General features: G+C 62.5%; 19 protein-coding genes. 7 read left to right on the top strand and 12 right to left on the bottom strand.

Annotated elements, in window-relative coordinates; translation table 11 throughout:
• Nucleotides 1-50: 50 nt before the first annotated feature.
• The 4 genes from J5M72_RS03705 to J5M72_RS03720 all read right to left on the bottom strand — a co-directional run bounded on the left by J5M72_RS03705 (nt 51) and on the right by J5M72_RS03720 (nt 4,920).
• Entirely contained in the window at nt 51-2,474 is a 2,424-nt protein-coding gene (locus J5M72_RS03705) for a TonB-dependent receptor (RefSeq protein WP_207864055.1), read from the bottom strand.
• 98 nt (nt 2,475-2,572) lie between these two features.
• Complete coding sequence (locus tag J5M72_RS03710; RefSeq protein WP_207864056.1) at nt 2,573-3,556, bottom strand: FecR family protein; 984 nt, start codon at nt 3,554-3,556, stop codon at nt 2,573-2,575.
• A 40-nt stretch (nt 3,557-3,596) separates the two neighbouring features.
• Nucleotides 3,597-4,097 (bottom strand): sigma-70 family RNA polymerase sigma factor, encoded by a 501-nt coding sequence (locus tag J5M72_RS03715; protein ID WP_207864057.1) that lies wholly within the window; start codon nt 4,095-4,097, stop codon nt 3,597-3,599.
• A gap of 109 nt (nt 4,098-4,206) precedes the next feature.
• Nucleotides 4,207-4,920: a class I SAM-dependent methyltransferase gene (locus J5M72_RS03720; RefSeq protein WP_207864058.1), complete on the bottom strand. Its 714-nt coding sequence runs from the start codon at nt 4,918-4,920 to the stop codon at nt 4,207-4,209.
• A gap of 98 nt (nt 4,921-5,018) precedes the next feature.
• On the opposite strand from J5M72_RS03720, the gene J5M72_RS28860 reads away from it, so the two are divergent.
• Nucleotides 5,019-5,324 (top strand): hypothetical protein, encoded by a 306-nt coding sequence (locus J5M72_RS28860; RefSeq protein ID WP_243433180.1) that lies wholly within the window; start codon nt 5,019-5,021, stop codon nt 5,322-5,324.
• Here J5M72_RS28860 and J5M72_RS03730 read toward each other — a convergent pair.
• The 4 genes from J5M72_RS03730 to J5M72_RS03745 form a co-directional block, all read right to left on the bottom strand.
• Nucleotides 5,286-5,666, bottom strand: a complete 381-nt coding sequence (locus J5M72_RS03730) for a hypothetical protein (protein WP_169431103.1) — start codon at nt 5,664-5,666, stop codon at nt 5,286-5,288. The genes J5M72_RS28860 and J5M72_RS03730 overlap by 39 nt on opposite strands.
• Before the next feature lie 265 nt (nt 5,667-5,931).
• Complete coding sequence (locus J5M72_RS03735; protein WP_243433181.1) at nt 5,932-6,126, bottom strand: hypothetical protein; 195 nt, start codon at nt 6,124-6,126, stop codon at nt 5,932-5,934.
• 127 nt (nt 6,127-6,253) lie between these two features.
• Nucleotides 6,254-10,723 carry a hemagglutinin repeat-containing protein gene (locus J5M72_RS03740; RefSeq protein WP_207864059.1) on the bottom strand — a complete coding sequence of 1,490 codons (4,470 nt, stop codon included), beginning with the start codon at nt 10,721-10,723 and terminating at the stop codon, nt 6,254-6,256.
• Nucleotides 10,724-10,817: 94 nt separating this feature from the next.
• Nucleotides 10,818-12,545, bottom strand: a complete 1,728-nt coding sequence (locus J5M72_RS03745; RefSeq protein ID WP_207864060.1) for a ShlB/FhaC/HecB family hemolysin secretion/activation protein — start codon at nt 12,543-12,545, stop codon at nt 10,818-10,820.
• 236 nt (nt 12,546-12,781) lie between these two features.
• Between J5M72_RS03745 and J5M72_RS03750 the strand changes: the two genes are divergently transcribed.
• Both J5M72_RS03750 and J5M72_RS03755 read left to right on the top strand, forming a co-directional pair.
• On the top strand, nt 12,782-13,903 hold the full coding sequence (locus J5M72_RS03750; protein ID WP_207864061.1) for an HlyD family secretion protein: 1,122 nt from the start codon (nt 12,782-12,784) through the stop codon (nt 13,901-13,903).
• Entirely contained in the window at nt 13,900-15,492 is a 1,593-nt protein-coding gene (locus J5M72_RS03755) for a DHA2 family efflux MFS transporter permease subunit (RefSeq protein ID WP_207864062.1), read from the top strand. Before J5M72_RS03750 ends, J5M72_RS03755 begins: the two co-directional genes overlap by 4 nt.
• A 4-nt stretch (nt 15,493-15,496) precedes the next feature.
• Here J5M72_RS03755 and J5M72_RS03760 read toward each other — a convergent pair whose 3' ends face one another.
• Nucleotides 15,497-15,937: a carboxymuconolactone decarboxylase family protein gene (locus J5M72_RS03760; protein WP_169431108.1), complete on the bottom strand. Its 441-nt coding sequence runs from the start codon at nt 15,935-15,937 to the stop codon at nt 15,497-15,499.
• A 229-nt stretch (nt 15,938-16,166) separates the two neighbouring features.
• Here J5M72_RS03760 and J5M72_RS03765 point away from each other — a divergent pair, with 229 nt between their 5' ends.
• The 3 genes from J5M72_RS03765 to J5M72_RS03775 all read left to right on the top strand — a co-directional run bounded on the left by J5M72_RS03765 (nt 16,167) and on the right by J5M72_RS03775 (nt 20,161).
• Complete coding sequence (locus tag J5M72_RS03765) at nt 16,167-16,673, top strand: sigma-70 family RNA polymerase sigma factor (protein WP_207864063.1); 507 nt, start codon at nt 16,167-16,169, stop codon at nt 16,671-16,673.
• Nucleotides 16,673-17,632, top strand: a complete 960-nt coding sequence (locus tag J5M72_RS03770) for a FecR domain-containing protein (RefSeq protein ID WP_207864065.1) — start codon at nt 16,673-16,675, stop codon at nt 17,630-17,632. The genes J5M72_RS03765 and J5M72_RS03770 overlap by 1 nt, the downstream gene beginning before the upstream one ends.
• A 99-nt stretch (nt 17,633-17,731) precedes the next feature.
• Complete coding sequence (locus J5M72_RS03775) at nt 17,732-20,161, top strand: TonB-dependent receptor (RefSeq protein ID WP_207864067.1); 2,430 nt, start codon at nt 17,732-17,734, stop codon at nt 20,159-20,161.
• A gap of 98 nt (nt 20,162-20,259) precedes the next feature.
• On the opposite strand, the gene J5M72_RS03780 is transcribed toward J5M72_RS03775, so the two are convergent.
• The 3 genes from J5M72_RS03780 to J5M72_RS03790 all read right to left on the bottom strand — a co-directional run bounded on the left by J5M72_RS03780 (nt 20,260) and on the right by J5M72_RS03790 (nt 23,512).
• Complete coding sequence (locus J5M72_RS03780) at nt 20,260-21,831, bottom strand: GGDEF domain-containing protein (protein WP_169431112.1); 1,572 nt, start codon at nt 21,829-21,831, stop codon at nt 20,260-20,262.
• A gap of 187 nt (nt 21,832-22,018) precedes the next feature.
• Nucleotides 22,019-22,792, bottom strand: a complete 774-nt coding sequence (locus J5M72_RS03785) for an aldolase (protein WP_169431113.1) — start codon at nt 22,790-22,792, stop codon at nt 22,019-22,021.
• A 12-nt stretch (nt 22,793-22,804) separates the two neighbouring features.
• Complete coding sequence (locus J5M72_RS03790; RefSeq protein WP_207864072.1) at nt 22,805-23,512, bottom strand: haloacid dehalogenase type II; 708 nt, start codon at nt 23,510-23,512, stop codon at nt 22,805-22,807.
• 110 nt (nt 23,513-23,622) lie between these two features.
• Here J5M72_RS03790 and J5M72_RS03795 point away from each other — a divergent pair.
• The coding region (locus J5M72_RS03795; RefSeq protein WP_207864074.1) for a LysR substrate-binding domain-containing protein at nt 23,623-24,443 on the top strand (821 nt) is incomplete at its 3' end.

Raw genomic sequence — 24,443 nt, forward strand, 5'->3', positions numbered from 1 at the left:
TCAAACCGAATGAAGAACAGGCGGCTGTTGCCGGCCGCCTGCTCAGCCGATCAGAAGCCTACGCTGGCCTGCACGAAGAACGTCCGCGGCGCGCCGACATACATCCCCGAGTTGTTGTCGCTGGAGCGGGTGAAGTACTGCTTGTCGAAGATGTTTTTCACCCCGGCGCCTAGCTTCAGATTCGACAGCTGCGCACCGAAGTCATATCCGCCGCGCACGTTCCAGGTCATGTAGCCCGGGATGTCGCCGTACTGACCGTCCGCCGTGCCTTCGGTGATGTAATTGCCGTTGAAGCTGCCATCGGCATTCACGCCGGTGCCCGGCGAGCGCTGTTTGGACTGGGCGAAACCGTCGATGTTGTAGGTCCAGCGGTTGATGTCGTAACGCAGGCCGACGGTTGCCACCTGACGCGAGTAGAACGGCAGGTCGCGGCCCTTGAAGCCCGGGATCTCGCCTTCGTATGTAGCGCGGGTGTAAGTGAAACCGGCGTTGGCGGTCAGGCCATCGAGGCGCGGATCGAGCGCCGCCATGTCGTAGTGCACCGAAGCCTCGATGCCCTGGTGCTTGGTCGCACCGAGGTTGGTCCAGCCCACGTCATTGCTGATGTATTGCAGCTCGTCATCGAAGTCGATGTAGAACAGCGTCACTTCACCGCCCCACACGTCATCGTTGTAACGCGTGCCGATTTCGTAGGTCTTGGCTTTCTCTGGCTCCAGACCGTTGGCCGTCTGGTCACCCGAGCCACCCTGACCGAGCTGGAAATACTGCAGGCTGCCGAAGGAGGTTTCGTAGTTGGCGAACAGCTTCCACGCATCCGACAGGTGATACATCACGCTCAGCGCCGGCAGCGGTTCGTTGCTCTCGATGCTGCGGTTTTTTTCCGGCACGCGTTTGCCGGCGGTGTCGAGCACGGCGCGATCGTGCCAGTCGGTGTTGATGTGCTCGAAGCGAATGCCCGGGGTGATGGTCCATTTGCCGACGTCAATCTTGTTGTCGACGTAGACCGAGTTGGCTTCAGTGCCGCCGGTACGGTCCTGGAACACATGGCCGTCTGAAGTCTTGGTGACCACCGGCTCATTGTTGATCAGCGCCAGGCGGCTCGACTGCTCGTGCATCGCTTCTTTCAGGTAGCGATAACCGACGCTGACCTCCTGAGTGGTCGAGCCCACATCAAACACCCGGGACACACGTGGTTCGATGCCCAGGGTGTAGTAGGAACGCGGGTACGAGCTCAGGGTTTTCTGGTCGCGGGCGGCGATGGTGCTGCCACGGAAGCTGTCGGTGTAATAGGTCAGCACTTCGGCCTGGGTGCGTTCGTCGATCTGGCGGATCCACTTGAACGACACGTCCTTGCGACGGCCACTGAAGTTGTCGTAGTCGCGCACCGAGTCGTACGGTTTGTCGTCGTACTGTTTCTGCGTCAGCCCGCCCGGCATGTCGGCGCTGGCATCGTAGTAGTGGAAGTTGAGGCTGAAGTCGTCCTGATCGGTCGGCGCCCAGTGGGTCTTGAGCAGCACGTCGTCGATGTCGTTGCCGTTGTTGCGCTCGCGGTAACCGTTTCCGTTAACCCCGGAATACAAGAGCGCCACGCCCATCCCGTTGTCGGCGGTGCCACCGAGGAACGCGGTGTCGATATGTTTCCAGCCGCCATAGCGCGTGGTTTCCAGGGTGGTGCCGATTTCACCGGTGGGGTTTTCCGGGATGGCACGGGTCACAAAGTTGATCACGCCACCCACGTTCTGTGGCCCGTAACGCACGGAACCTGCGCCGCGCACCACGTCGATGCTGTCGAGGTTGCCGGAGGAAATCGGTGCCATCGACAGTTGCGGCTGACCATACGGCGCGAACGCCGCCGGCACGCCGTCGATCAGCACGGTGGAGCGCGGCGACAGACGAGAAGTCAGGCCACGCACGCCGACGTTCAGCGAAATATCACTGCCGCCGGTGCCGTTGGAATCCTGCACCTGCACACCCGGCACACGCTTGAGGACGTCACTGACATTCATCGCGCCCTGTTCGACCATGGCTTCGCGGCGGATCACCGTGCGTGCGCCGGGGTGGTTCTGCACCACCGCGGCATCGGCGTCGCCGAGCCAGTCACCGACCATCTTGATGTCGGTCACGCCCAGTTCCAGCGGGCCGTTGGCGGCTACGCTCGGCGCTGGCGACAGAGTCACCGAACCTTCATTGATCTGATAGTCCAGACCGCTGCCTTGCAGCAACCGGCGCAACGCGTCCTCGGGAGAGAGGTTGCCATCGACCGTCGGGGCCTGCTTGCCGGCCACCAGATCAGGGCTGAAAAACACCTGCAGCGAGGTTTGCTGTCCCAGTTCGCTCAGCGCCTGGCCCAGTGGCTGCGCGCGGATATGAATGGGGTCGGCGGCGAAGGCCAGCGGCATCGCAGCGTTGACCGCCAGCGCGAGCGCCAGCGGTAACCAAGGGGATTTATTGTTTTTGGCGGTGGAGTTTTTCACGTCGAACGGAGTCCTGTGGATCGCAAGAGTGTGCGGCTGTTAATGCAAACCAGTTGCAGTTGAACAGGAAGACGACGAACTCGAAAAAAACCTGAATTTTATTTTGAAATTATTTCCTGACTGCCGTCGGCGAGTGTTCGCACGGCCACCGGAAGGATGTTCGGCAAGGCCTTGAGCAAGGCATCGGTGTTGTCGGATTTGAACACGCTGGTCAGGCGCAGGTTGGCCACCGTCGGGTTGGCGACGGTCAACGGCTTGTTGCGATAACGGGAAACCTCTTCGACGACTTCGCTGAGGCTGGCGTTGTTGAACACCAGTTTGCCGCTGCGCCAGGCCGTCAGCTCTGCCGGATTGACTGCGTAGGCCGGTGCCACTTTGCCCTGGGCATCGATCCGCGTGCCGAGGCCGGCAGTGAGGCTGATGAAATCGGCATCGGGCGCATGGCGACCCTGCACCTTGACCGTCCCCTGCTCCACCGCGACCCGGGTCTGAGTCACGTCGCGGCGCACATCGAAGCGGGTGCCGGTGACCGTGACCTTGCCGCTGCCGGCCTCGACCACGAACGGGCGGGAAGTGTCGTGCTCGACGCTGAACATCGCCTCGCCTTCGGTCAGCTCGATGAGTCGCCGATCCTTCTCGAAACGCACCTGCAAGCGGCTGCGGCTGTTGAGGTCGATCATCGAGCCGTCCGGCAATGCCACATGCTTGCGCTCGCCCGGCGCTGTGGCGAATTCGGCGCTGTACCCTGCCGGGTGATTCAAGCCACTGAACAGACCGAGCCCGAGCGCCACCGCGACCACGCTGGCCGCTACGGCATAACGCAACAACGGACGGCGTTCGCGCCGCGCTGGCGGAGTTTCGCACAGGGCCTTGAGCCGCGGCGCCGGCAGCAGATCCGCCGCCGTCCACAGGCCTTGCAGCAACTGGAATTCGTCATGGTGCTGGGGATGTTCGTTCAGCCAGGCTTCGAAGCTGCGATATTGTTCAGCGTCGACAGCAGGCTCCTGCAAACGCACAAACCAGCGTGCCGCCTCATCACGCACCGTTGTTTGCCCGCACGCGCAATCACGAGTATCCATCATGGAATGTCCTGTCTGGCTGGGGATGAAAAGACGCCGCGGCTCATGATTGCGCCCCGTCCAGGCGATCACGCAGATGCCGCAGGGTGCGGATCATATACTTTTCCACCATGTTCCTGGACAGGCCCAGGCGCTCGGCGATTTCGGCCTGGGTCAGGCCTTCGATCTTCTGCCAGACGAAGATTCGCCGGCAATTGACCGGCAATTCGCAGAGCGCCCGTTCGATGGAATCGGCCAGCTGGATCGCATGCATGTAATGCTCCGGATCGGCGGTCGGCGACTCACTGAGATCGATCGCCTCCGACTCCATGGCACCCCGCCGGTCCTCACGCCGATAGCCGTCCACCGCAATATTGCGCGCCGTCTGGTGCAAATACGCCCGGGGCTGCTGCACCGCCGACGAATCGGATTCGAGCACCCGCACAAAGGTGTCGTGCGCCAGATCCTCGGCCTGCGAGCGATTGCGCAGGCGGCGGGTCCAGGTGCCGATCAACTCTTCGTAATGCTCGAGAAAGCCGGGTCTGCGGGGCAGCATGGGGATCATTGCGGTGTGCTGAGGAAAGGGGAGCGAATGGTAATACTTCCCATTAAGCCGAGGCAATGGATTCCTCGGGAATGCCGACGAAGCTGTTTCCCCCTATCAACCCAGCACTCTAACCCGCGGCAATCTCTGCCTTGCGCGGACAGAACCACCCGTGCATCAAACCCGCCTGAAAGAACTGCACCGGCGCCTCGAACCCGGCCGACTCGATCAGACCGGCGACCTGCGGCGCTGGCAGAATCGCCACATCCCGGGCATAGGCCAAACGCGCTCGCTCAAGCATCTGCGCCGGCACCTGGGCCGACGCCATCAGCGTCATCCAGTGACGCAGCAATGCTTCGTAGGCCGGAGATTCGGTGTCAGAGGCCAGATCAGCATTCGCCAGAATCCCGCCCGGTACCAGACGACGGGCAATCTCATGGAAAAAATCGATACGGGTCTGGGGGTCGAGCAAAAACTGCGACACCAGAAAACAGGTCGCACCGTCGTAACCGGATTCATCCGTCAGCGTATCGAGGTAGCCTTCGTGAAAACGGCAGCGGGAGAGAAAACCGCCCTCTGTCGCTCGCTGACGGCACACGTCGAGCATGGCGCCCGAAGGGTCGACTGCGGTGAATTGCCAGCCGGGAAACTGCTGCGCCAGATGGGCCATTTCCACACCCGTGCCCACGCCGACGCAGAGTATCCGGGCATTCTCCGGCAGGCCCGCGAATACTGAATTCAGCAGCAAATACAGGGCATCACGCAGGGGCGCCATTCCGCTCCACTGTTTGTCATAGACGGCGGACTGCTGGTCGAACAGGGCCTTGAGTGCTTGATTGTCCATGGAAAACCTTCCTCTGCATCATGATCGAGTGCACCGCGCAGATCGCGGTGAAGTTTCATTATCGCAGGGCTGTCAAGGCTCTCGCGTGAAGCAGGCGATTGATCATTCCGCCCATCGACTGGTCGCAATACATCAACCCCACACCCGTTCCGCACGGTACGCCGCGTTGCAAGTGGATAAAGAGTTTCGAGCTGGCACAGTTCAACATTTCCCAAGTACACACCGAAGAACTCGGCGGCTTCATCTACTTCAACCTCGACCCGAATGCACTGTCGCTGCGGGATCTGTTCCCCGGGGCCGGCTTTCGGCAAAAAAATGCCCGCAACAGGCAGGCACTGTTGAAACTCGAACGTTCAGTTGTGCGCTCAGACCTCGTCGCACGATTGGCCAATTGGGTTCAATAACCGGACCGCTGCCAACGCATTTTTCTCACCACCGCCATTGATCGTGTAGCCAACGCGAGCCGAGCCGGTTTGAATGGGTTTGATATGTGCGTGCCAGTCACCGATGGTTTTTTCCAACCCGTTGTCGACGTCATTCTGGGTAATAAAATGATTCCGCGAGGTCTGAGTGCCGGGGATGGGCACCGTGCCACTTGGATCACTGTATCCCTGCCATGTGATTTTCAAAACACCACCGATTTGCGCACCGGTAAGTGGTCCAATTTTTACCCTGATGCCGTTCATTGGGTCAGAAAGGCAAGTGATCACACCGTTAATTGCGCCTGGAAAAGTAATGTCGCTCATTTTCAGCTCCCTGAATTGATCGGTTTGATGTCAGCGCAGGTTCAATCGGAACCACACACCGCAGGCCAATCGTCTCCCCTTGGCAGCTGTTTGCACACTGTCAGAACTGACAGTCCAGCAAGAACCATTCGCTATAACAATTTGCTCTTTCCAGCCAAACTCGATTTCACTGGGCACAAACCCGCGCGGTTCTGGATCGACCATCCGAAAACGCAGCACTCATTTTGCTGGCGGTAGACGGGTTCCTCTTCGTCGAGGATGCCCATCAACGAGTTGAAATGCTTTTCCGCAAACCCCGGATAATCCAGCCATTGCCGACAGGTCTTGCGCGCCATTTCATCACGGGCCACGCGCAATTCACGTTCGGTGCCGCGACCAGCAAGCCCTGATTGCCCATCAGCAGGATCGGCTTGTCACCGAGCAGCCTGCTCACGCGCTCCGCCTCTTCACCCAGTCCCATGCCATCGAATCCGTCACCATGCTTTTTTCGACTTGACGGGAAACGACAGTGGCTGCCGTTTTGAGCGGGGTACCTCTTAGAAACGGGAGCGAGCACGCTCGCCCCCGCCGGTTTCACTAACGGTGAATCAACCTTTTTCGTCGATCCCCGCTTGCAGGGGCTGACTGTCCAGATGACCGCTCAGGGTCACCGGGCCGACTTTCAGGTTGCCGTTTTCAAGGGACACCTTCGGTGCGTTTTCTTCGCTTTTGTGTGGCAGGTCCAGACCGGCTTTTACGCCGTAGTCGAGGTTGCTCAGGTCGCTGCTGCTGACCTTCGAACCGCCCAGATCGACCTTGCCTTCAGTCGTGGAAATCCGCGCGCCGGTCAGTTGGGTAGCGCCGCCGACCGTGAGATTCACACCCTGGCTACCGCTGATGCCGGAGGCCTGTTTCACGTTGTCCTTGTGCGCGTATTCGCCGTCGGCTTTCAGCGTTGGCTTGTAGTCGGTGCCCGCGAGTTTGCCTTTGTCGTCGGCTGGGGTCTTCTTGGCGGTCAGGCCCAGATCCACGTCAACCTTGGCGTGAGTGCTGGAGTCCTGACGGCTTTCAACCGAGAGATCACCCGACACTTTGCCGCTGACATTGCGCGCATCAATCCGCGCACCGTTCAGGCTCGCATCACCGCCGCTGTTCAACACCACCGTGTCAGCGTTGATCTGGCTGTTCTGCTGGGTGGTGCCTTGCAGGTAATCCACGCCGACTTTGGCCCCGGCATTGAAGCCGTGATCGCTGCTGACTTTTTCATCGGCGGCGGTCGGTGTGCTTTTGCTCAGATTGCCACCGGCGCTCAACGCCACATTCCAGTTGTTGCGGTTGTCGGTGGACTGCGCGGACTCCTGAACGAAGCCGCCCTTCTGCGCGTCGATGGTGACGTTTGGCGCAGTGACCTGAGTGCCTTGCTGGTGCACCGAATCGCCGCTCAACGCGAGGCCGTTCTGGCTGTTGAGCTGGCCACCGGTGAGGGTCTGAGTGTTCTCGTTGACCCGACCGATGTTGAAGTTGCCGCTGAGGTTACCGCCCTGATCGCGGCTCTTCTCGCTGCTGGTCTTGCTGCCGCCGGCCTTCAGGCCGCCGCCGAGATTGCTGCCGGTGGCGACGTGCGAATCGGTAGCTGCCTGCAGGTCGAGCTTGCCGCCAGCCTTCAGGTCGATAGCGCCAGCGCTGTCGATCTTCGTGCCCTGCTGAACCTGATTGCCACCGCTGCTCAGTTGCACCGGGCCATTGCCGCTGAGGCTGGCAACGTGCGCCTGGCTGTCGGTGGTCTGGTTGCCTTTGTGATCGAGCTGGAAGCCAGCGCCGAGATCGACGTTGGTGCCATCGGTACCCGGCAAGGTGCCGACAGTCAGCGAGCCGTTGCCGCGCAGGCTGGAGCTGTCGCTGCTCTGGCGGTCGTTGGCCTGATTCAGGGCCAGGTCACCGCCGGTCTTGACGCTGACACCGCCCTGCCCGCCGTCGAAACGGCTGCCTTCGAACTGTGCGTCGCCGCCGACATTGATATTCACGCCCTGGCTACCGGCGTAACCGCCGACCACCGCCGTGGCGCTGTTCTTGCTCGACTGGCTGCTGCCACCCGCGCCGCTGCCGGCCACGTTCACGTCTTCACCGGTTTTGGTGTAGACGCGTACATCGACCTTGGCATCCACTGATTTTTCGGTGCTGCTGTGGGTGTTGTTCGCCGCATCGGCCACCAGTTTGTCAGCGCTGATGTTCACTTTGCCGGCGCTGGCGTTGTACTGGGTGCCCTGGTCGTGCAGCGTGCCGCCGACCTTCACGTCCACGGTCTGGCCGTCGAACCGACTGACCACGGCGTTGCTGCTCTGCTCGGTTTTATCCGCGCTGACATGACCGACCGCCACGTCGATACCGACGTTCGGCTGGCCGAGATTGGCCAGTGCGTCCTTGTCCGGCACTTTGCCGTCGAGCACGTCTTTCACCACACCGGCAATCGGTCGGGCGATGTCTTTGTACTCGACGTTGGCACCGATGTCCGCCGACCAGTTGCTCTCGCTGTGAGTGCTGCTTTCGGTGTGGTTGGCGACACGGTTGTCCACTTCGTTGGCGGCGACGTTCAGGCCGTTGCCGGACTTGAGTTGCGCACCCTCGGTGACGAGTTTGTCAGCGTTGATGTTCAGGCTGGCACTGCTCTGCATACCGGTAGTTTGCGCAGTGGTTTTGCCGGTGGTGTCTTGCGAAGTGCTGTGCGAGAAGTCCACGCCGCTGCCCGCGCGGTCGAGGCCGCCGGTGTAGTAGAAACCACCGCCAGTGCTACGGGTCTCGGTCGAGGTGCTGTGGCTGTCCTGCTCGGCCAGCAACGAAACGTTCTTGCCGCTCAGGGTGGTGTCGCCGGCGGTGGATTTCACCTCGGCGCCCTTGAGCGTCACATCGCCGCCCGCCTTCACTTGCACAGTGCCGCCGCTGAGGCTGGAACCCTGCTGCGTGACGTCGTTGGCGGTGACGGTTTGCGCCTTGTCTTCGTAATGCACGCCGGCGCGATATTGCTCCGCCGTCTGTTCCTTGGCGTAGGCGTCGAAGCCACGAGTCTGCATGCTGTCGCTGCTGTCGTGGGTGTTCTGCGTCGAATGCACATTCACATCACCGGCCGCATCCGCCGTCAGCGAACCGCCGGCCTTGACCGTGGAGCCGGCGACTTCGATGTCCTTGGCGCTTTTCAGCTTGAGGTTGCTGTCGGAAGCCAGCTCGCTGCGCACCGTGATGCTGTCCTTGCTGTTCTGCCGGGACTCGTCCTTGGTGATGCCGAAGAACTTGCTGTCCTTGTCGTGGTTGTTGCTGTGCGAGGTGTCCTGCACGCCATCGATGGTCAGTGAACCGTTGTCGCTGATCACGCTGGCATCCTTGCCGCCACGCACCTGGCTGCCGCTGATGCGCACATCGTCCGCCTTGACCAGCAGTTTGCCGGCCGCGTTGATCTTGCTGCCCTGATGCTGGGTCTGGCCCTTGTCGGCGTCGCCGGTCTTGCCGAAGAAACCGCCACCGACCAGATCACCGGAATAGCGGTTGTCGCTGCTGCGGTTGGTGCGGGTCGCGGTGGTGACTTCCACTTGTTTGCCGGCCAGTCGCAGATCGCCGGTGCTGTTCAGTTCGGCACCTTCGGAGCGCAGCAGCGCAGCGGTTTGCAGGGCAATGTTGCCGGCCTTCAACTGGCTGGTGACGCTGCGCTGCTCTTCGCTGCTGCTGTCCCAATCGGCTTTCCACAGGTGCTTGCGATGCTTGCCCTGATCGGTCTGGGTGTGGCTTTCAGTGGCGGCGGTCAGGCGCAGGTCGCCGCCGCTTTGCACGCTGAGATTGTTCTTCGCGTCGACCTTGGCGGCTTTCAGTTCGGTGTCTTTGCCGGACGACAGTTGCGCGTCGCGGCTGGCGACGATCTGGCTGCCGTGCTGGCGCGAATCGCTGTCGGTCTTGGTGCGTTCGTAGGTTTCCCAGGTGATGCCGATGGTGCTGTTGTTCCAGTTCTCGCGTTGTTCCTGGAGCTTGCGGCTCTCGACGGTGGTCAGGGTCAGATTGCGCTTGGCATCGACCTTCACATCACGACCGCTGACGTCGGTGGCGGCCAGCGTCAGGTCCTTGCCGCTGTGCAGGGCGACGTCGCCCTGGCTGCTGCGAATGCCGGCACGGGTCACATCGAGACTGTCCGGAATCGCCTGACCGCTGACGCTTAAGTCGCCCGCCGAACCAATCTGCACGCCGTCGCGCCCGGCGACTTGCACCGCGCCGACCTTCACGCCCGCGCCTTCAGCGGTGCTGACGATGTTGATGCGTCCGGCCTGCATCGCGCCGAAAAGGCTGGCGTCGATCCGCTGATCGGTGGTGCCGCCCGCCGGGTCCACGGCTTTCACCTGGCCGCTGGCGTAATCGACCTGATTGCGTCCGACGGTGAGGTTCAGTTGGTCACGCGCAGTGATTGCGCCCTGGCTGTCGATGCGCGGTGCGATCAGGTTGATCGAGCCTTCGCCATTGCGCAGGCCACCGCTCTGAATCTGCAACTGACCGGTGGCATCGCGGGTGCTCAGGGCTTGCAGCTTGCCGTCATTCAGCTCGGGACGGCCGACCACCAGGTTGGCGTTCGGCGTGTTGATGAAACTGCCGCCGTTCACCGAAATGCCGTTCGGGTTGGCGAGTACGTAGTCGGCGGCGCGACCGAAGATTTCCTGGGCGCCGTTGATGGCCGACGGGTTGCGGCTGATCACTTCGTTGAGGATCACGCTCGCGGCCTGGCCCTGCAATTGCGGGTTGGCCGCCAGTTGCCCGGCGAGCTGCGATTGCCCGGCCTGCAAGGCGTTGTTCAACACCAGGCCCTGACGGTCGACGTTGTAGTCGAGGAACTGGTTGTGCGACAGGCCCGAGCCGTTGGGCGCGACGATGTTGACGATCGGGACTCCGCCCTGGGTCTGCAATTGCGCGGTGCCGCCGGGGCCGGGCGCGACCACCACACCGCCGGCCATGGCGCCCGGCAGGTGAGCGACCAGGAACAGGCTGGCGATGGCCCAGCGCAGTTTGCCCCGTGGGGAAAGGTGAAACGCAAAGGTGTTCATTGGCATAAAAAACTCTCCATGTAGTGCGGCATCACGTTGCGCGTTGAGTTAAAGGCCACGGCTGTCGCGCTCAGGTCCGATGGCTGTTGTTCACTGACGTTCATATCTGCAGTCCGACGCGCATCAGCCAGGTTTCAGGCTCGCGGTGCAGGCCGGTCGGAGTGTTCAGGCTGCGTTGGTAATCGACATCCACTTGCAGGTTTTTCCAGCCCAGGTTGAGGCCGATGCTGGCGCCGCTCAGGCGTTGAACCGAGGCGCCGTGGTCGGCCTTGATCCAGCCGTGGTCGAGTCCGACACGCGGGGTGAGCTGCACCGGCAAATCGGTGCGTAGCGGCAGGCGCAAGGTGTTGCGCCAGATCGCACCGCTGGCCCCGGACGCACTGCTGACCCGGTAACCGCGCACGGCGGAATCGTCGGTGCCGAGCAGTTGTTCGATCGCCGGCAGCGGGTCAGGGCTGTATTGCAGATTGAGTTGGCTCTGCCATTGCCAGGCTTGCGTGCCGAGCTGGCCATTGCGCCATTGGCTGAGGCCGGCGCGGTACTTGCGAAACTGCGCTTTGGGCAGGTTCCTGACCTGATGATCGGCATCGTCGTCGGCGCCGAGCCAGCGCAGGCCTTGGGCGTAGTTGAAATCCAGGTTCCACACCGCGCGATCGAGCCAGAACAGATTGAGCCCGGCCTCGGCCACGGTCAGGGTCGGGCTCTGAATGCCGAGGCGGACGTTTTGCAGATAGCTGTCGACGTCCTTGTGCGCCAGCTGCAGGTTGGCGCTGAGCTGATGACTCTGGTCGCGCCACAACACCCGGTCGGCGCGCAGGCTGAGTTGATCGGTGATGCCGGTGCTGTGCAGGGTCGCCGCGCTGAGTTTGAACGGCGCACGATATTCGGCGTGGCTGGCGAAGGTGCTGAACGTCCAGTAGCCATAGGGAATTGCGTAATAGAGGCTGGCGTTGCGGTTATAGCGGTCGCCCTGATTGAGGGTGTCGCTGGCACTCACGCTCAACAGGTCGTTGAGTCCCAGCGGGCTGTCGAGGGTCAGGCTCAGCGTGTCACGGTCACGACCGGTGCTGGCACTGCCGAGGTTGTCGAAACCGGCACCGAGGGCCCAGCGCGACTGCCCCGAGGTCCGCGAACGCAAGATGATTTTCGACGCGCCGGGCTGGCTGCCGGGAGCGATGTCGGCGGTCAGATCGAGCGAGCGCAGGCGGTTCAACTGATCCAGCCCCTGCTCCAGATCCCGCAGGTTCAAGGGCTTGCCGAGCATGCCCGGGAACGCGCCGCCGAGCGACACCGGCAGGCTCTGGTCGGCCAGTTCGATGGACTCGATATAGCCTTCGTCGACCAGGATATCCAGCGACTGTCCCGCCGCCAGCGCACTGCTCAGGTACGGGCGACTGGCGATGTAGCCCTTCTCCACATAAAGCGCGGTGATGGTCGCCAGCAGATGGTTGATCTGACCGACGCCCATGCACGGCGCCAACAGCGGCTTGATCCGGGCGTTCAGTTTGTCCTTATCGATCAGCGTGACGCCGCCGATGCGCGTGCCGCTCAGGGGCCAGCAGCGTTCGTCGGGTTTGATCGATTCGGGGATGGCCGGAGTGGCAGGCGGCGCGCCGAACGCGCCACGCTCCAGTTGCCGCTTGCGCTGTTCGATTTGCAGTTGTTGCAGATCGCGCTGCTGCTGTTGCTGCTGGCGCAGCACTTCCTGGCCCGGGTTCGACGATTCGGCGGCCAAAACGCTGGGCGCACACACACTCAACAACAAGGCCGACAACAGCGGGCGAGGCAGGAAACGACTACGAGAAACAGCGCAAAGCGAATACGGCACTCAACATCCTTGCAATCAACTGGCTTAATGCCACCCCATCAATAGCAGTGATACTCAGAGCCTTCCTACGCAATTGCAAGACGCTTCCTACAGCGCTTACATTTCTTAAACAAATGATCAGCTTTTCTTTCAACACCCCCCATCTGACGACTGGCGATAAAAATCAATTGCCACAAAATATTACTCGCGTCATATTACGGTCGTAATAGCCATTCCGCTTCCTCAGGTATTACGCCATGACCAGCATGCCCACCGTAGAACCCGATCTCGCCGTTCCGGTCAGCGCCCCCAGACCTCCCCTGTTCAAACGCCTGCTGTTGCCCACTGCGGGCCTGGCCGCGCTGGTGTTCGCCGGGTTGTACGCCGTGCATTGGTGGGGCACCGGGCGGTTTCTTGAGGAGACCGACGATGCCTACATTGGCGGCGACGTCACGGTGATCGGGCCGAAGGTCGCCGGTTACATCGAGGAAGTGCTGGTCAGCGACAACCAGAAGGTGAAGGCCGGCGACGTGCTGATTCGCCTCGACGCCCGCGACTACCGCGCCAATCTGGCCAAGGCTGAAGGCGCCGTTGCCGCCGAGGAAGCGCTGCTGGCCAACCTCGATGCCACCGAACAACTGCAACAGGCGGTAATCGGTCAGGCCCGCGCCGGCATCGATGCCGCCAGCGCCGAAACCGCCCGTTCCCGGGACGACAACGCACGCTACAAACGTCTGGTAACGACCAATGCGGTTTCGGTGGAAGCCGCGCAACGGGCCGACGCCACCTTCAAGACTGCGCAAGCCTTGAGCGCCAAGGCCCAGGCCGAACTGCTGGCCGCGCAACGCCAGCTCAACGTGATCGAAACCCAGAAACAGCAGGCCCGCGCCGCCCTCCAGCAAGCCCGGGCCGAGCGTGATCTGGCGCAACTCAACCTCGGCTACACCGAACTGCGCGCCCCGGTCGACGGCGTGATCGGCAACCGCCGCGCGCGGGTCGGCGCTTATGCCCAGGCCGGCTCGCAACAGTTGTCGGTGGTGCCGGCCAGCGGTCTGTGGGTGGATGCCAATTTCAAGGAAGACCAACTGGCGCGGATGAAACCCGGCCAGCGCGTGAGCATCCGCGCCGACGTGTTGTCCGGCCAGGAATTCCACGGCCGCCTCGACAGCCTTGCCCCAGCCACCGGTTCGCAGTTCAGCGTGCTGCCGCCGGAAAACGCCACCGGCAACTTCACCAAGATCGTCCAGCGTGTGCCGGTGCGAATCCTGCTCGACCCCGCCGACGGCGTACTCGGTCACCTGCGTCCGGGCCTGTCGGTGACGGCCGAAGTCGACACCCGCGCCCAACCTGAAACCACCGCCGTGGCCAGCGCGCCATGAGCACCGCCCTCACCGCCTCCGCGCAGCCATTCAATGCCGCCGAGATGGCGACGGCGACCAAAGTGTTCGCCTTCGCCACGATGTGCATCGGCATGTTCATCGCGCTGCTGGACATCCAGATCGTCTCGGCCTCGCTGCGCGATATTGGCGGCGGGTTGTCCGCCGGCACCGATGAAACGGCGTGGGTGCAGACCAGTTACCTGATCGCCGAGATCATCGTGATTCCGCTGTCGGGCTGGCTGTCGAGAGTGTTTTCCACGCGCTGGCTGTTCTGCGCTTCGGCAGTCGGTTTCACCCTCGCCAGCCTGTTGTGCGGCGTGGCCTGGAACATCCAGAGCATGATCGCCTTTCGCGCACTGCAAGGCTTTCTCGGCGGCTCGATGATTCCGCTGGTGTTCACCACCGCATTCTTTTTCTTTACCGGCAAGCAACGGGTGATTGCCGCTGCGACCATCGGCGCCGTGGCTTCGCTGGCACCGACATTGGGTCCGGTGATCGGCGGCTGGATCACCGACATTTCGTCCTGGCACTGGCTGTTCTACATCAACCTGGTGCCGGGGATTTTCGTTGCCGTGGCGGTGCCGATGCTGGTCAAGATTGATCAGCCGGAACTGTCGCTGCTCAAGGGCGCGGATTATCTGAGCATGGTGTTGCTGGCGCTGTTTCTCGGCTGCCTGGAATACACCCTCGAAGAAGGCCCGCGCTGGAACTGGTTCAGCGATCAGACCATCCTGACCACCGCGTGGATCAGCGCCCTGGCCGGCGTGGCGTTTGTCGGCCGCACGCTGCACGTGGCCAATCCGATCGTCGACCTGCGCGCCCTCAAGGATCGCAATTTCGCTCTGGGCTGCTTCTTTTCCTTCGTCACCGGCATCGGCCTGTTCGCGACGATTTACCTGACGCCACTGTTTCTCGGCCGGGTGCGTGGTTACGGCGCGCTGGACATTGGTCTGGCGGTTTTCTCTACCGGGGTATTCCAGATCATGGCGATTCCGCTGTACGCCTTTCTGGCCAATCGCCTCGATCTGCGCTGGATCATGATGGCGGGCCTGGCGTTGTTCGCTTTGTCGATGTGGGAATTCAGTCCGATCACCCACGACTGGGGTGCCGGGCAATTGATGTTGCCGCAAGCCCTGCGCGGGATTGCCCAGCAACTGGCGGTGCCGCCGGCGGTGACATTGACGTTGGGTGGTCTGGCGCCAGCGCGGCTTAAGCACGCCTCGGGCCTGTTCAACCTGATGCGTAATCTGGGCGGTGCAATCGGGATTGCGGCGTGCGCGACCATTCTCAACGACCGCACCAACCTGCACTTCACGCGGTTGGCCGAGCATCTGAACAGTAGCAACGAAGCAGTGAATCAGTGGCTGGCCCAGGTCGGCGGCAACTTCGCCGCACTGGGTCAGAGCGGCGATGCAGGCCTTACCGCCAGCCTGCGTCAGCTATGGCTGCTGACCTACCGCGAGGCACAGACACAGACCTACGGCGACACGTTCCTGATGATCATGGTGTGCTTCGGCATTGCCACGGCGATGGTGCCCTTGATGCGCAAGGTGCAACCACCGGCCGCGCCGAGTGCCGATGCACATTGAGCGATCAGGCTTGCGGGATTTTGCGAAAGCCCACGGCCAGACGGTTCCAGCTGTTGATGGTGCTGATCGCCACGGTCAGGTCGACCATTTCTTTTGGCGAGAACTGGGCAGCGACCGCTTCGTAATCTTCGTCCGGGGCATGGGTCAGGCTCAGTTGGGTCAAGGACTCGGTCCACAGCAGCGCAGCGCGTTCGCGGTCGGTGAAGAACGGCGCTTCACGCCAGGCGGTCACGGCGAACAACCGGCGTGGGGTTTCGCCGCCCTTGATCGCGTCAGCGGTGTGCATGTCGATGCAGAACGCACAGCCGTTGATTTGCGAAGCGCGCAGTTTGACCAGTTCGATCAGGGTCTTTTCCAGCGGCAGTTTCGAGACGGCGGTTTCCAGGGCGATCATCGCTTTCAGGGCATCTGGGGAAGCGGTATAGAAATCGGCACGAGGTTTCATGGTGGTTCTCCGGGGCAAGTGAATGTGTGGCTACGTTAGTCCCGGGGCCGGGCCAAACAAATAGCCAATCTCCCGGAAGACGTGTAGGCCACTCCTTTCTGGCGCCAGAAAAGAAAGTGCAAAGGGGCAATTGCCAGCGCTCGTTCGGTGCCACTAGAATGCGATCAATTCTTAATTGCACTCTAATTGCAGCCAGGCATCGGATGCCCGCAACGAGTATCTGCCGCTCATGTCGTCTCTCGATCCGCCATTGAATCAGCAAGTCCAGACGCTCTACAGCGAACACCACGGGTGGCTGCAAGGCTGGCTGCAACGCAAGCTGGGTAATCGCTGCGATGCGGCCGACCTGGCTCACGATACGTTTTTGCGCCTGCTCAGCCGTCAGGTGCTCAAGCCTCTGGGCAGCGAACCCCGGGCACTGCTGACGCACATCGCCAAAGGTCTGGTGATCGACCGCTGGCGGCGCCAGGACCTGGAGCGCGCCTACCTGGAAACCATCGCCCATCTGCCGCCTGCCGAAGTGCCGTCGCCGGAGACCCGATATCTGATTCTTGAAACCCTGTGGCGCATAGAAGCGTTGCTGCGCGAGCTGCCTGCGCAGACCCGCGACACCTTCCTGCTGTCGCAGATCGAAGGCCTGACCTATGCGCAGATCGCCACGCGGCTGAAGGTTTCGCTGATAACCGTGAAACGCCACATGCGCGCCGCGTTTCTTGCTTGCCTGAGTGTCGCCTGATGAGTTCGTCGATGATCAACCCGCAGATTCTCGGTGAAGCCGCCGACTGGCTGGTGCAATTGCATTCGGGTACCGCCTCGCCGTCCGATCATCAGGCCATCGCGCAGTGGCGCAACCGCAGCGCCGAACACGCCATCGCGTGGCAACGGGCCGAAGCGCTGCTGGGGGACTTGCGCAGCGTGCCGGCCAACGTCGCCATCCAGACCCTGCAACGGGCTTCGCGCAAAGAAGGCCTCAGCCGTCGCCAGACCCTTACCCGTCTCGGCCTGCTATTGATGGCCGGGCCGGTGGGCATCGCCTCGCAACATGTTCCGTGGCAGCAATGGACCGCTGACCAGCGCACCGCCGTCGGCGAGCAAAAAACGCTGCAACTGCCGGACGGCACCCAATTGCTGCTCAACACCGACAGCGCCGTGAACATCGCTTACAGCCCGGTCGAGCGCCGGGTGCTGCTGCTCAACGGCGAGGTGCTGATCACCACTGCCAGCGATGCCGCCGCCCGCCCGTTCATTGTCCAAACCCCACAAGGCCTCGCTCGTGCACTCGGCACGCGGTTCTGCGTGCGCACCGAAGGTTCGCGCAGCCTGGTGTCGGTGCTGGAGGGGCAAGTCCAAATCACCCCGCAATTGCTCAAGCAAAATACGATCATCAAGGCCGGCGAACGCCAGCGCTTCAAGTTGAACGGCTTCGACAGCGCTGAAACCTTCGACACCGCCAGCCTGGCCTGGGACAAGGGCATGCTGCTGGCCAGCAACATGCGTCTGGACGAATTGCTCGGCGAACTCAGCCGTTATCGTCGCGGCGTCTTGCGCTGTCATCCGGACGTCGCAGCGATGCGTGTGTCCGGGGCGTTTTCCCTGTGCGACACCGACGCCAGCCTGCGCCTGCTCAGCGACACCCTGCCGCTGAACATCAACAGCCTGACCCGCTATTGGCTGTCGGTGGAGCCCCGCGTCTGAGCCTTCGGAAAATATTTTCAATGTTCACTGATACCTTTTCGCGCCTCGTTCGGTGAGTGGATAGACCTTTCAATTCCACGCGCCCGACAGGATCGCCGAATGACCGCATTGCCCACGCCCCGCCCTGCCACTTTTCCGCTCAAGGCCCTAAACCTGAGTCTTGCCTTGGCCTTCGGCGCGCTGCTGCCGACCCTCGGCCAGGCCGCCGACAGCACCCGCGAAAGCGCCAGCCAAAGTGTCAGCATCGGCCCCGGCCTGCTCAGCCATGTACTGGCGCAATTTGCGGTCAGCGTCGGCGTGCCGTTGTCGTTCGACCCGGCACAACTGGGCAATCGCCAGAGCCCGGGCCTGCAAGGCAATTACACCGCGCAAAGCGGTTTCGCCCGATTGCTGGAAGGCAGCAGCTTCGAACTGATCAGCACCGGCCACAATGGTTACACCGTGGCGCCGAAAGTCGCGGCGGACGGTGCGCTGGAACTCGGCGCCACCACCGTCAGCGCACTTCACGACAGCAGCGATGACACCTACGGTGGCGAACAGGTCGCCCGTCGCGCACAGGTCGGCATGCTCGGTAATCAAGCGGTCAACGACCTGCCCTTCAGCGTCACCAGCTACACCGCCAGGACCATGGCCGATCAGCAGGCGCAAACCATTGGCGATGTGTTGCTCAACGATGCCTCGGTGCGCCAGTCCAACGGCTTCGGCAACTTCTCGCAAATGTTCATGATCCGCGGCCTGCCGCTGGCCTCCGATGACATTTCCTATAACGGCCTCTATGGCGTGCTGCCGCGGCAGATCATCGCCGTCGAAGCGCTGGACCGGGTGGAACTGTTCAAAGGCCCGAACGCCTTTGTCAACGGCGTGACCCCAAGCGGCAGCGGCATCGGTGGCGGCATCAACCTGCAACCCAAACGCGCCATGGACACGCCAACGCGCAGCGTCACTCTCGACTACAGCGCCGACGGCCGGGTCGGCACGCATCTGGACCTCGGCCAGCGTTTTGGCGAAGACAACCGCTTCGGCGCCCGGGTCAACCTGATGCAGCGCGAAGGCGACACCGCCGTCGATGAAGAAGACCAGCGCTCGTCGCTGTTCAGCCTCGGCCTGGACTATCGCGGCGATCGCCTGCGGGTCTCGACCGATTTCGGCTATCAGAAGCAGGTCATCAACCAGGGCCGCTCGGTGGTCTATGTCGACTCAAGCCTGACCAAAGCCCCCAAGGTGCCGCACGCCAACGCCAGCTATGCCCAGAGCTGGAGCTACTCGCAGCTCGAAGACACCTTCGGCATGGCACGCGCCGAGTACGACCTCAACGACAACTGGACCGCCTATGTGTCCGGCGGCGCCAAGCACACCCGGGAAAACGGCGTGTACTCGTCGCTGACCGTCACCGACCTCAACGGCAACGCCCGTGGCGGCATGCTCTATTCGCCCCACGACGAAGACAACCAGAGCGCCATGGCCGGGCTCAACGGCCGCTTCGACACCGGCCCCGTCACACACCAGTTGAACCTCGGCTGGGCGGGCATCTGGGGCGAGCAGCGCTCGGCGTTCGAAACCGTCGGCGCGGCCGGGCGCTACAGCACCAACCTGTACAACGTCACCGACAAGCCGCGCCCGGCACCCACCTCGTTCGCCAGCGACATCAACGACCCGCGCATCACCGGCAAGAACATCCTGCGCAGCGAGGCGATTTCCGACACCCTCGGCTTCGTCGATGACCGCATCCTGCTGACCCTCGGCGTGCGGCGCCAGCAGATGAAAGTCGATGGTTGGGCCACGGCCACCGGCGCTCGCACCTCGAGTTACGAAGAGTCGATCACCACCCCGGTCTACGGCCTGGTGATCAAGCCCTGGGAACACGTGTCGTTCTACGCCAACCGTATCGAAGGCCTGGCCAAGGGCCCGACGCCGCCGACCACGGCGATCAACCGCGACGAAACCTTCGCCCCGGTGCGCAGCAAGCAGGTCGAAGCCGGTGTGCGCCTGGACATGGGCAGCTACGGCGCCAGCCTCGGCGTCTATCGCATCGAGCAACCGTCGAGTTACACCCAGGACGGGATGTTCCGGGTTGACGGCCAGCAGACCAACAAAGGCGTGGAACTCAACGTGTACGGCGAACCGCTCGACGGCCTGCGCCTGCTCAGCGGCGCGACGCTGATGAAGACTGAACTGGAAGGCAGCAGCAACGGCGTGAATGACGGCCACCGCGCCGTCGGGGTGCCGCGCTTCCAGTTCAACCTCGGCGCCGACTGGGACATTCCGGGCCTCGAAGGCGCCGCTCTCAGCGCGCGAATGTTGCGCACCGGCGGCCAGTACCTGAACGCGGCGAATACTCAAAGCATTCCGGCGTGGAACCGTTTCGACCTGGGCACCCGCTATGCCTTCAAGCTGGATGAGAAGCAGATCACCCTGCGGGCCAACCTGGAGAACGTCGCCAACGAAGCCTATTGGGCCTCGGCCAACGGCGGCTACCTGACCCAGGGCACGCCGCGCACCCTGAAGGTGTCGGCCACCGTGGACTTCTGACCGCTCGTCATCGGACCCGGCAGTGGTGCGGGCGGCTGAACGGACAAGAGCAGGTCATGGTGAAGGCCATGGCCTGTGTCTGAACCGATTCGGTTTAATCAGCGATCCGAACGCATCAATTCGCCAACGCCAACGTCCATGGACAACACCGCCGCGCGGTTGCGACCGGAGTTCTTGGCCTGATACAGCGCCGCATCCGCCCGTTGAATGAACAGTTCCGGGCTGTCGTTGCCAGTCGGAATAAACGCATAGCAGCCCAGGCTCACCGTGAGATACCCGGTGGGCGAGCCGCTGTGGGTGATGTGTTTGTCCATGACGCTGCGGCGGATCTGCCCGGCAATTGTCAGCGCGCCGTTGATGTCAGTGTCCGGCAGCAACACCGCGAACTCTTCACCGCCATAGCGCACCGCCAGATCGGACTGGCGCTGGCAGCAGTTCTTCACCACCTGCGCGACCTGCGTCAGGCAATGGTCGCCAGCCACATGGCCGTAGGCATCGTTGTAGCGTTTGAAGAAATCGATATCGAGCATGATCAGGCTGACCGGGCTCGACTGCCGCGCCCCCCGGGCAAATTCCACCTCCAGCGAGCGCTCGAACAGACGCCGGTTGGCCAGCCCGGTCAGGCTGTCGTGGGTAGCGATCTCCTCCAGCGCCTGCTGGGCCTTGCGCAGGTTTTTCTCGATCCGTTCGCCGTCGCGCACCTGACGGATGAACACCCAACCAAACAACCCCACGCCCAGCACCACCAGCGCCACGATGACGCTGGACTGGAACGCCCGGTCATGCCAGCCCTGCAAAATCGTGTCCCGGGACGAAGAGGAGGACACCACCAGCGGATAACTTTCCAGCTGCCGGTAACCGTAAAGCCGCGTCACACCGTCAACCACCGAATCGATCATCGCGGTGCCGGCGGGGGCATTGGGCAACAGCTTCTGATAGATCTCGCCCTTGGCCATCGAGGTGCCGATCAAGGCCTCATCGAATGGCCGACGGGCGAGCAACGTGCCGTCAGTCAGGCCGAGGAACATCGTGCCGTTGTCATCCAGGCTGAAGCTTTTGAAGAACTTGTCGAAGTACGACATCTTGATCCCGGCCAGCAATACGCCCTGGAAATGGCCGGCGTGGTCGTTCACCCGTTTCGAGATCGGGATAATCCACTCGCCGTTCTCGCGGCTGCGGATCGCCGGCCCGATGTGTGCCACGATCGAGACGTTCTGCTGGTGAAACCTGAAGTACTCGCGATCGGCCACGCCATTGCCGCGCGGCAGATCCGGGAACGAAGTAATCACCCACTGCCCTTCGCGATCGAACAGAAACATGCCGTCCAACTGTTCCAGCTGCTGCACCCGGCGCGCGAAAGTCCTCTGCAGGCGCGGTCTCTGCGCTGCGCCATAGCCGTCTTCCTGAATCCAGTCGACCAGACTGGTCATCACCAGATCCGCCGCCAGAAAGGTGTCCTCGGCCTGCTGCGCCATCGCCCGGGTCAGGTTGGCCGATGCCACTTGAGCATTCGCCAGATCCTGGCGCCGCGACTGCTCGATCTGCAGATACAGCAAGCCGGACAGGCACAGACACACGGCAACGATGAACAATACCGCCGCCTTGCGCAGGGGCAAACGCTTGAGGGTGCCGCCGGGGGCTTGGTTCGGATCGTGAATGGGGATAGGCAAAAGCGTGTCCTGGGCAGGTACGACAGGGGCAGAAGCCCGAAACCCTTGTTTTTGTGAGCGTAGCCCACCGGGTTGTACGGGGCAACCAAGTGCCCTCGCGACGATCCCGACCCAGTTACTATCGGCGCGCAGGGCAATTGGATGACCTGCGACGCAAATTATTTTTGCCTGTCCGTTTTTGCCCGCATCAGCCCTGACGGGCCAAACGCCGCATCGCACTGCGCAGATGCGCCCGCGCACTTTGCGGATCGCCTTCGCGCATCTGCGCGTACGCCCGTTGCGCAACCGCGTGCGGCACCGGTTCCAGCACCCGTTGCGTGGCCATCGCCAATAGTTGCACCTGCGCGGCGCGCTCCAGGTAATACAGATCGTCCCAGGCTTCGGCGATGGTCGGCGCCGCGACAATCACCCCGTGATTTTTCAGGAACAGAATGTCGGCATCACCCATCACCCCGGCAATCCGGTCGCCTTCGCGCTCGTCCAGCGCCAACCCGTTGTAGTGCTCGTCCACCGCCGTGCGCCCGTAGAACTTCAGCGCGGTCTGACTCAGCCACAACAGCGGCGGCCCCTCCAACAGGCACAACGCCGTCGCGTTCGGCATGTGAGTGTGGAACGCAACCTTCACCCTTGGCAGTCGCTGGTGCAGGCGTGCATGGATATAGAACGCCGTTGCCTCTGGCTGGCCCTCGCCGTCCACCACGTTCCCTTCGAAGTCGCAGACCAGCAGGTTGTGCGCCGTCACTTCGGAAAACGCATAACCGTAGGGATTGACCAGAAACAGGTCATCGTGCCCCGGCAACATCGCCGAAAAATGATTGCAGATCCCCTCCTCCAGCCCGTGCAGCGCCGCCAGTTGAAAGCACGCTGCCAGTTCGTGGCGGGCGGTGGTAATCGCTTCGCTGTCGAGGTTCAACGAGCCGGAACGCGCAGGTCGGGCGCAGCCAGTCAGGGTGTGGGCCATGGCGAAACTCCTTTATTCCCAGCCAAGGGACGCGAACAGCGGCAGCACTTCGTCCAACGTGTTGAGGATCGCGTCGGGCCGATAGTCCGGCAGTAACTGACGACCGGTCCTGCGGTCGATCCATACGCAGCGAAAATGCAGGTCGCGGGCCGCCGTGTGGTCGAGCATCGGGCTGGCGCAGATGTGCACCACCTGATCACGGCTGACGCCCAATTGCTCATGAGCGTAGTCGAACAGCCTCGGCGCCGGTTTGTAGGCGCCGGCCTGTTGCGCGGTGATCACCCGGTCGATATGGCCACCGAGTTGAGCGACGTTGCCGGCGATGATGTCGTCATCGGTGTTGGAGACGATGCACAGCTTGAAGCCCTTGGCCTTGAGCTGCCCGAGGGTCTCGACGACTTCGGCAAACGGCGGCATCTGCGGGATCGCGGCGGCCAGGCGCTTGCTGTCTTGGCTGGCACTCGCCAGCCCCAGTTCCTCCAGGGCCAGTTGCAGGCCGAGGGTGCTCAGCTCGCGAAACGAGCGGTGCGGCGGCGTCTGTTCCAGGCGATGTTCGTGGCGGTCATAGACCTCGATCAGGCGCCCGGCATCGACCCGGTGTTCGCCCTTCTCGCTCAGGATCTGCTCGGCCACGGCGCGCAGGCCTTCGTCCCATTGAATCAAGGTGCCGTAGCAATCGAAGGTCAGCCATTGCGGGCGTGGTGTATTGATCAACGTCATGGGGGCATTCCTCTGCAAGTGAGGGCTTCAGCTTATGAACTCGGGGTGATAGTGTGAAATTAAATAAATAGCCAACCCTAAGTTGCCAAACAAATATCGAGACCGCTGCCATGCTGGATCTGGAACTGCTGAAAACCTTCGTCTGCGTGGTCGATGAAGGCAGCTTCACCCGCGCCGCCGAACGCGTCCACCGCACCCAATCCACGGTCAGCCAACAGGTGCGCAAACTTGAGGACCTGGTCGGCCACGCCTTGCTGTTGCGCGACCGCACCGGGCTGAACGTCAGCGTCACCGAGCACGGCGAACTGCTGATCCACTACGCCCGCCGCCTGCTGGCCTTGTCCGCCGAGGCCAGCGAAGCCCTTGCCAGCGATCTGGATCTGGAAATCCTGCGCATCGGCATGCCGGAAGACTTCGACGCCCGACGCATGGCGCTGATCCTCGCCGGCTTCACCCGCAGCCACCCGCAAGCGCGGCTGGAAACCGTCAGCGGCATGAGCCTCGATCTGAGGCAACGCCTCGACAGCGGCGAAATCGACATCGCCCTGATCAAACGCGAACCCGACAGCGGCCCCGCCTGGGCGACCTGGCCGGAGCGACTGGTGTGGGTCAAGGGTGCTGAGTTCGATTCTTCCAATGGTGTATTGCCGCTGGCGCTGTTTCCCCAAGGCTGCCTGTACCGACAACGAGCGATTCGCCTGCTCGACGTGGCGCAACGCCCATGGCGTGTAGCCTTCGGCAGCCACAGTCTGACCGGCATTCAAGCGGCGGTCGCCTCAGGGCTTGGGGTTTCGGTGCTGCCGGCATCAGCGGTATTGCCGGAGCATCGGGTGTGCACAGACTTGCCGCCGCTTCCACCGACAGAGCTGGCGCTGGTCAGCCGCGAGGGGGTGTTGAGCGGGTTGCAGCGAGGGTTGGTGGAGTTTCTGCG

It is taken from the genome of Pseudomonas sp. 58(2021), assembly GCF_017491585.1.
GTDB lineage: Bacteria > Pseudomonadota > Gammaproteobacteria > Pseudomonadales > Pseudomonadaceae > Aquipseudomonas > Aquipseudomonas fluorescens_BT.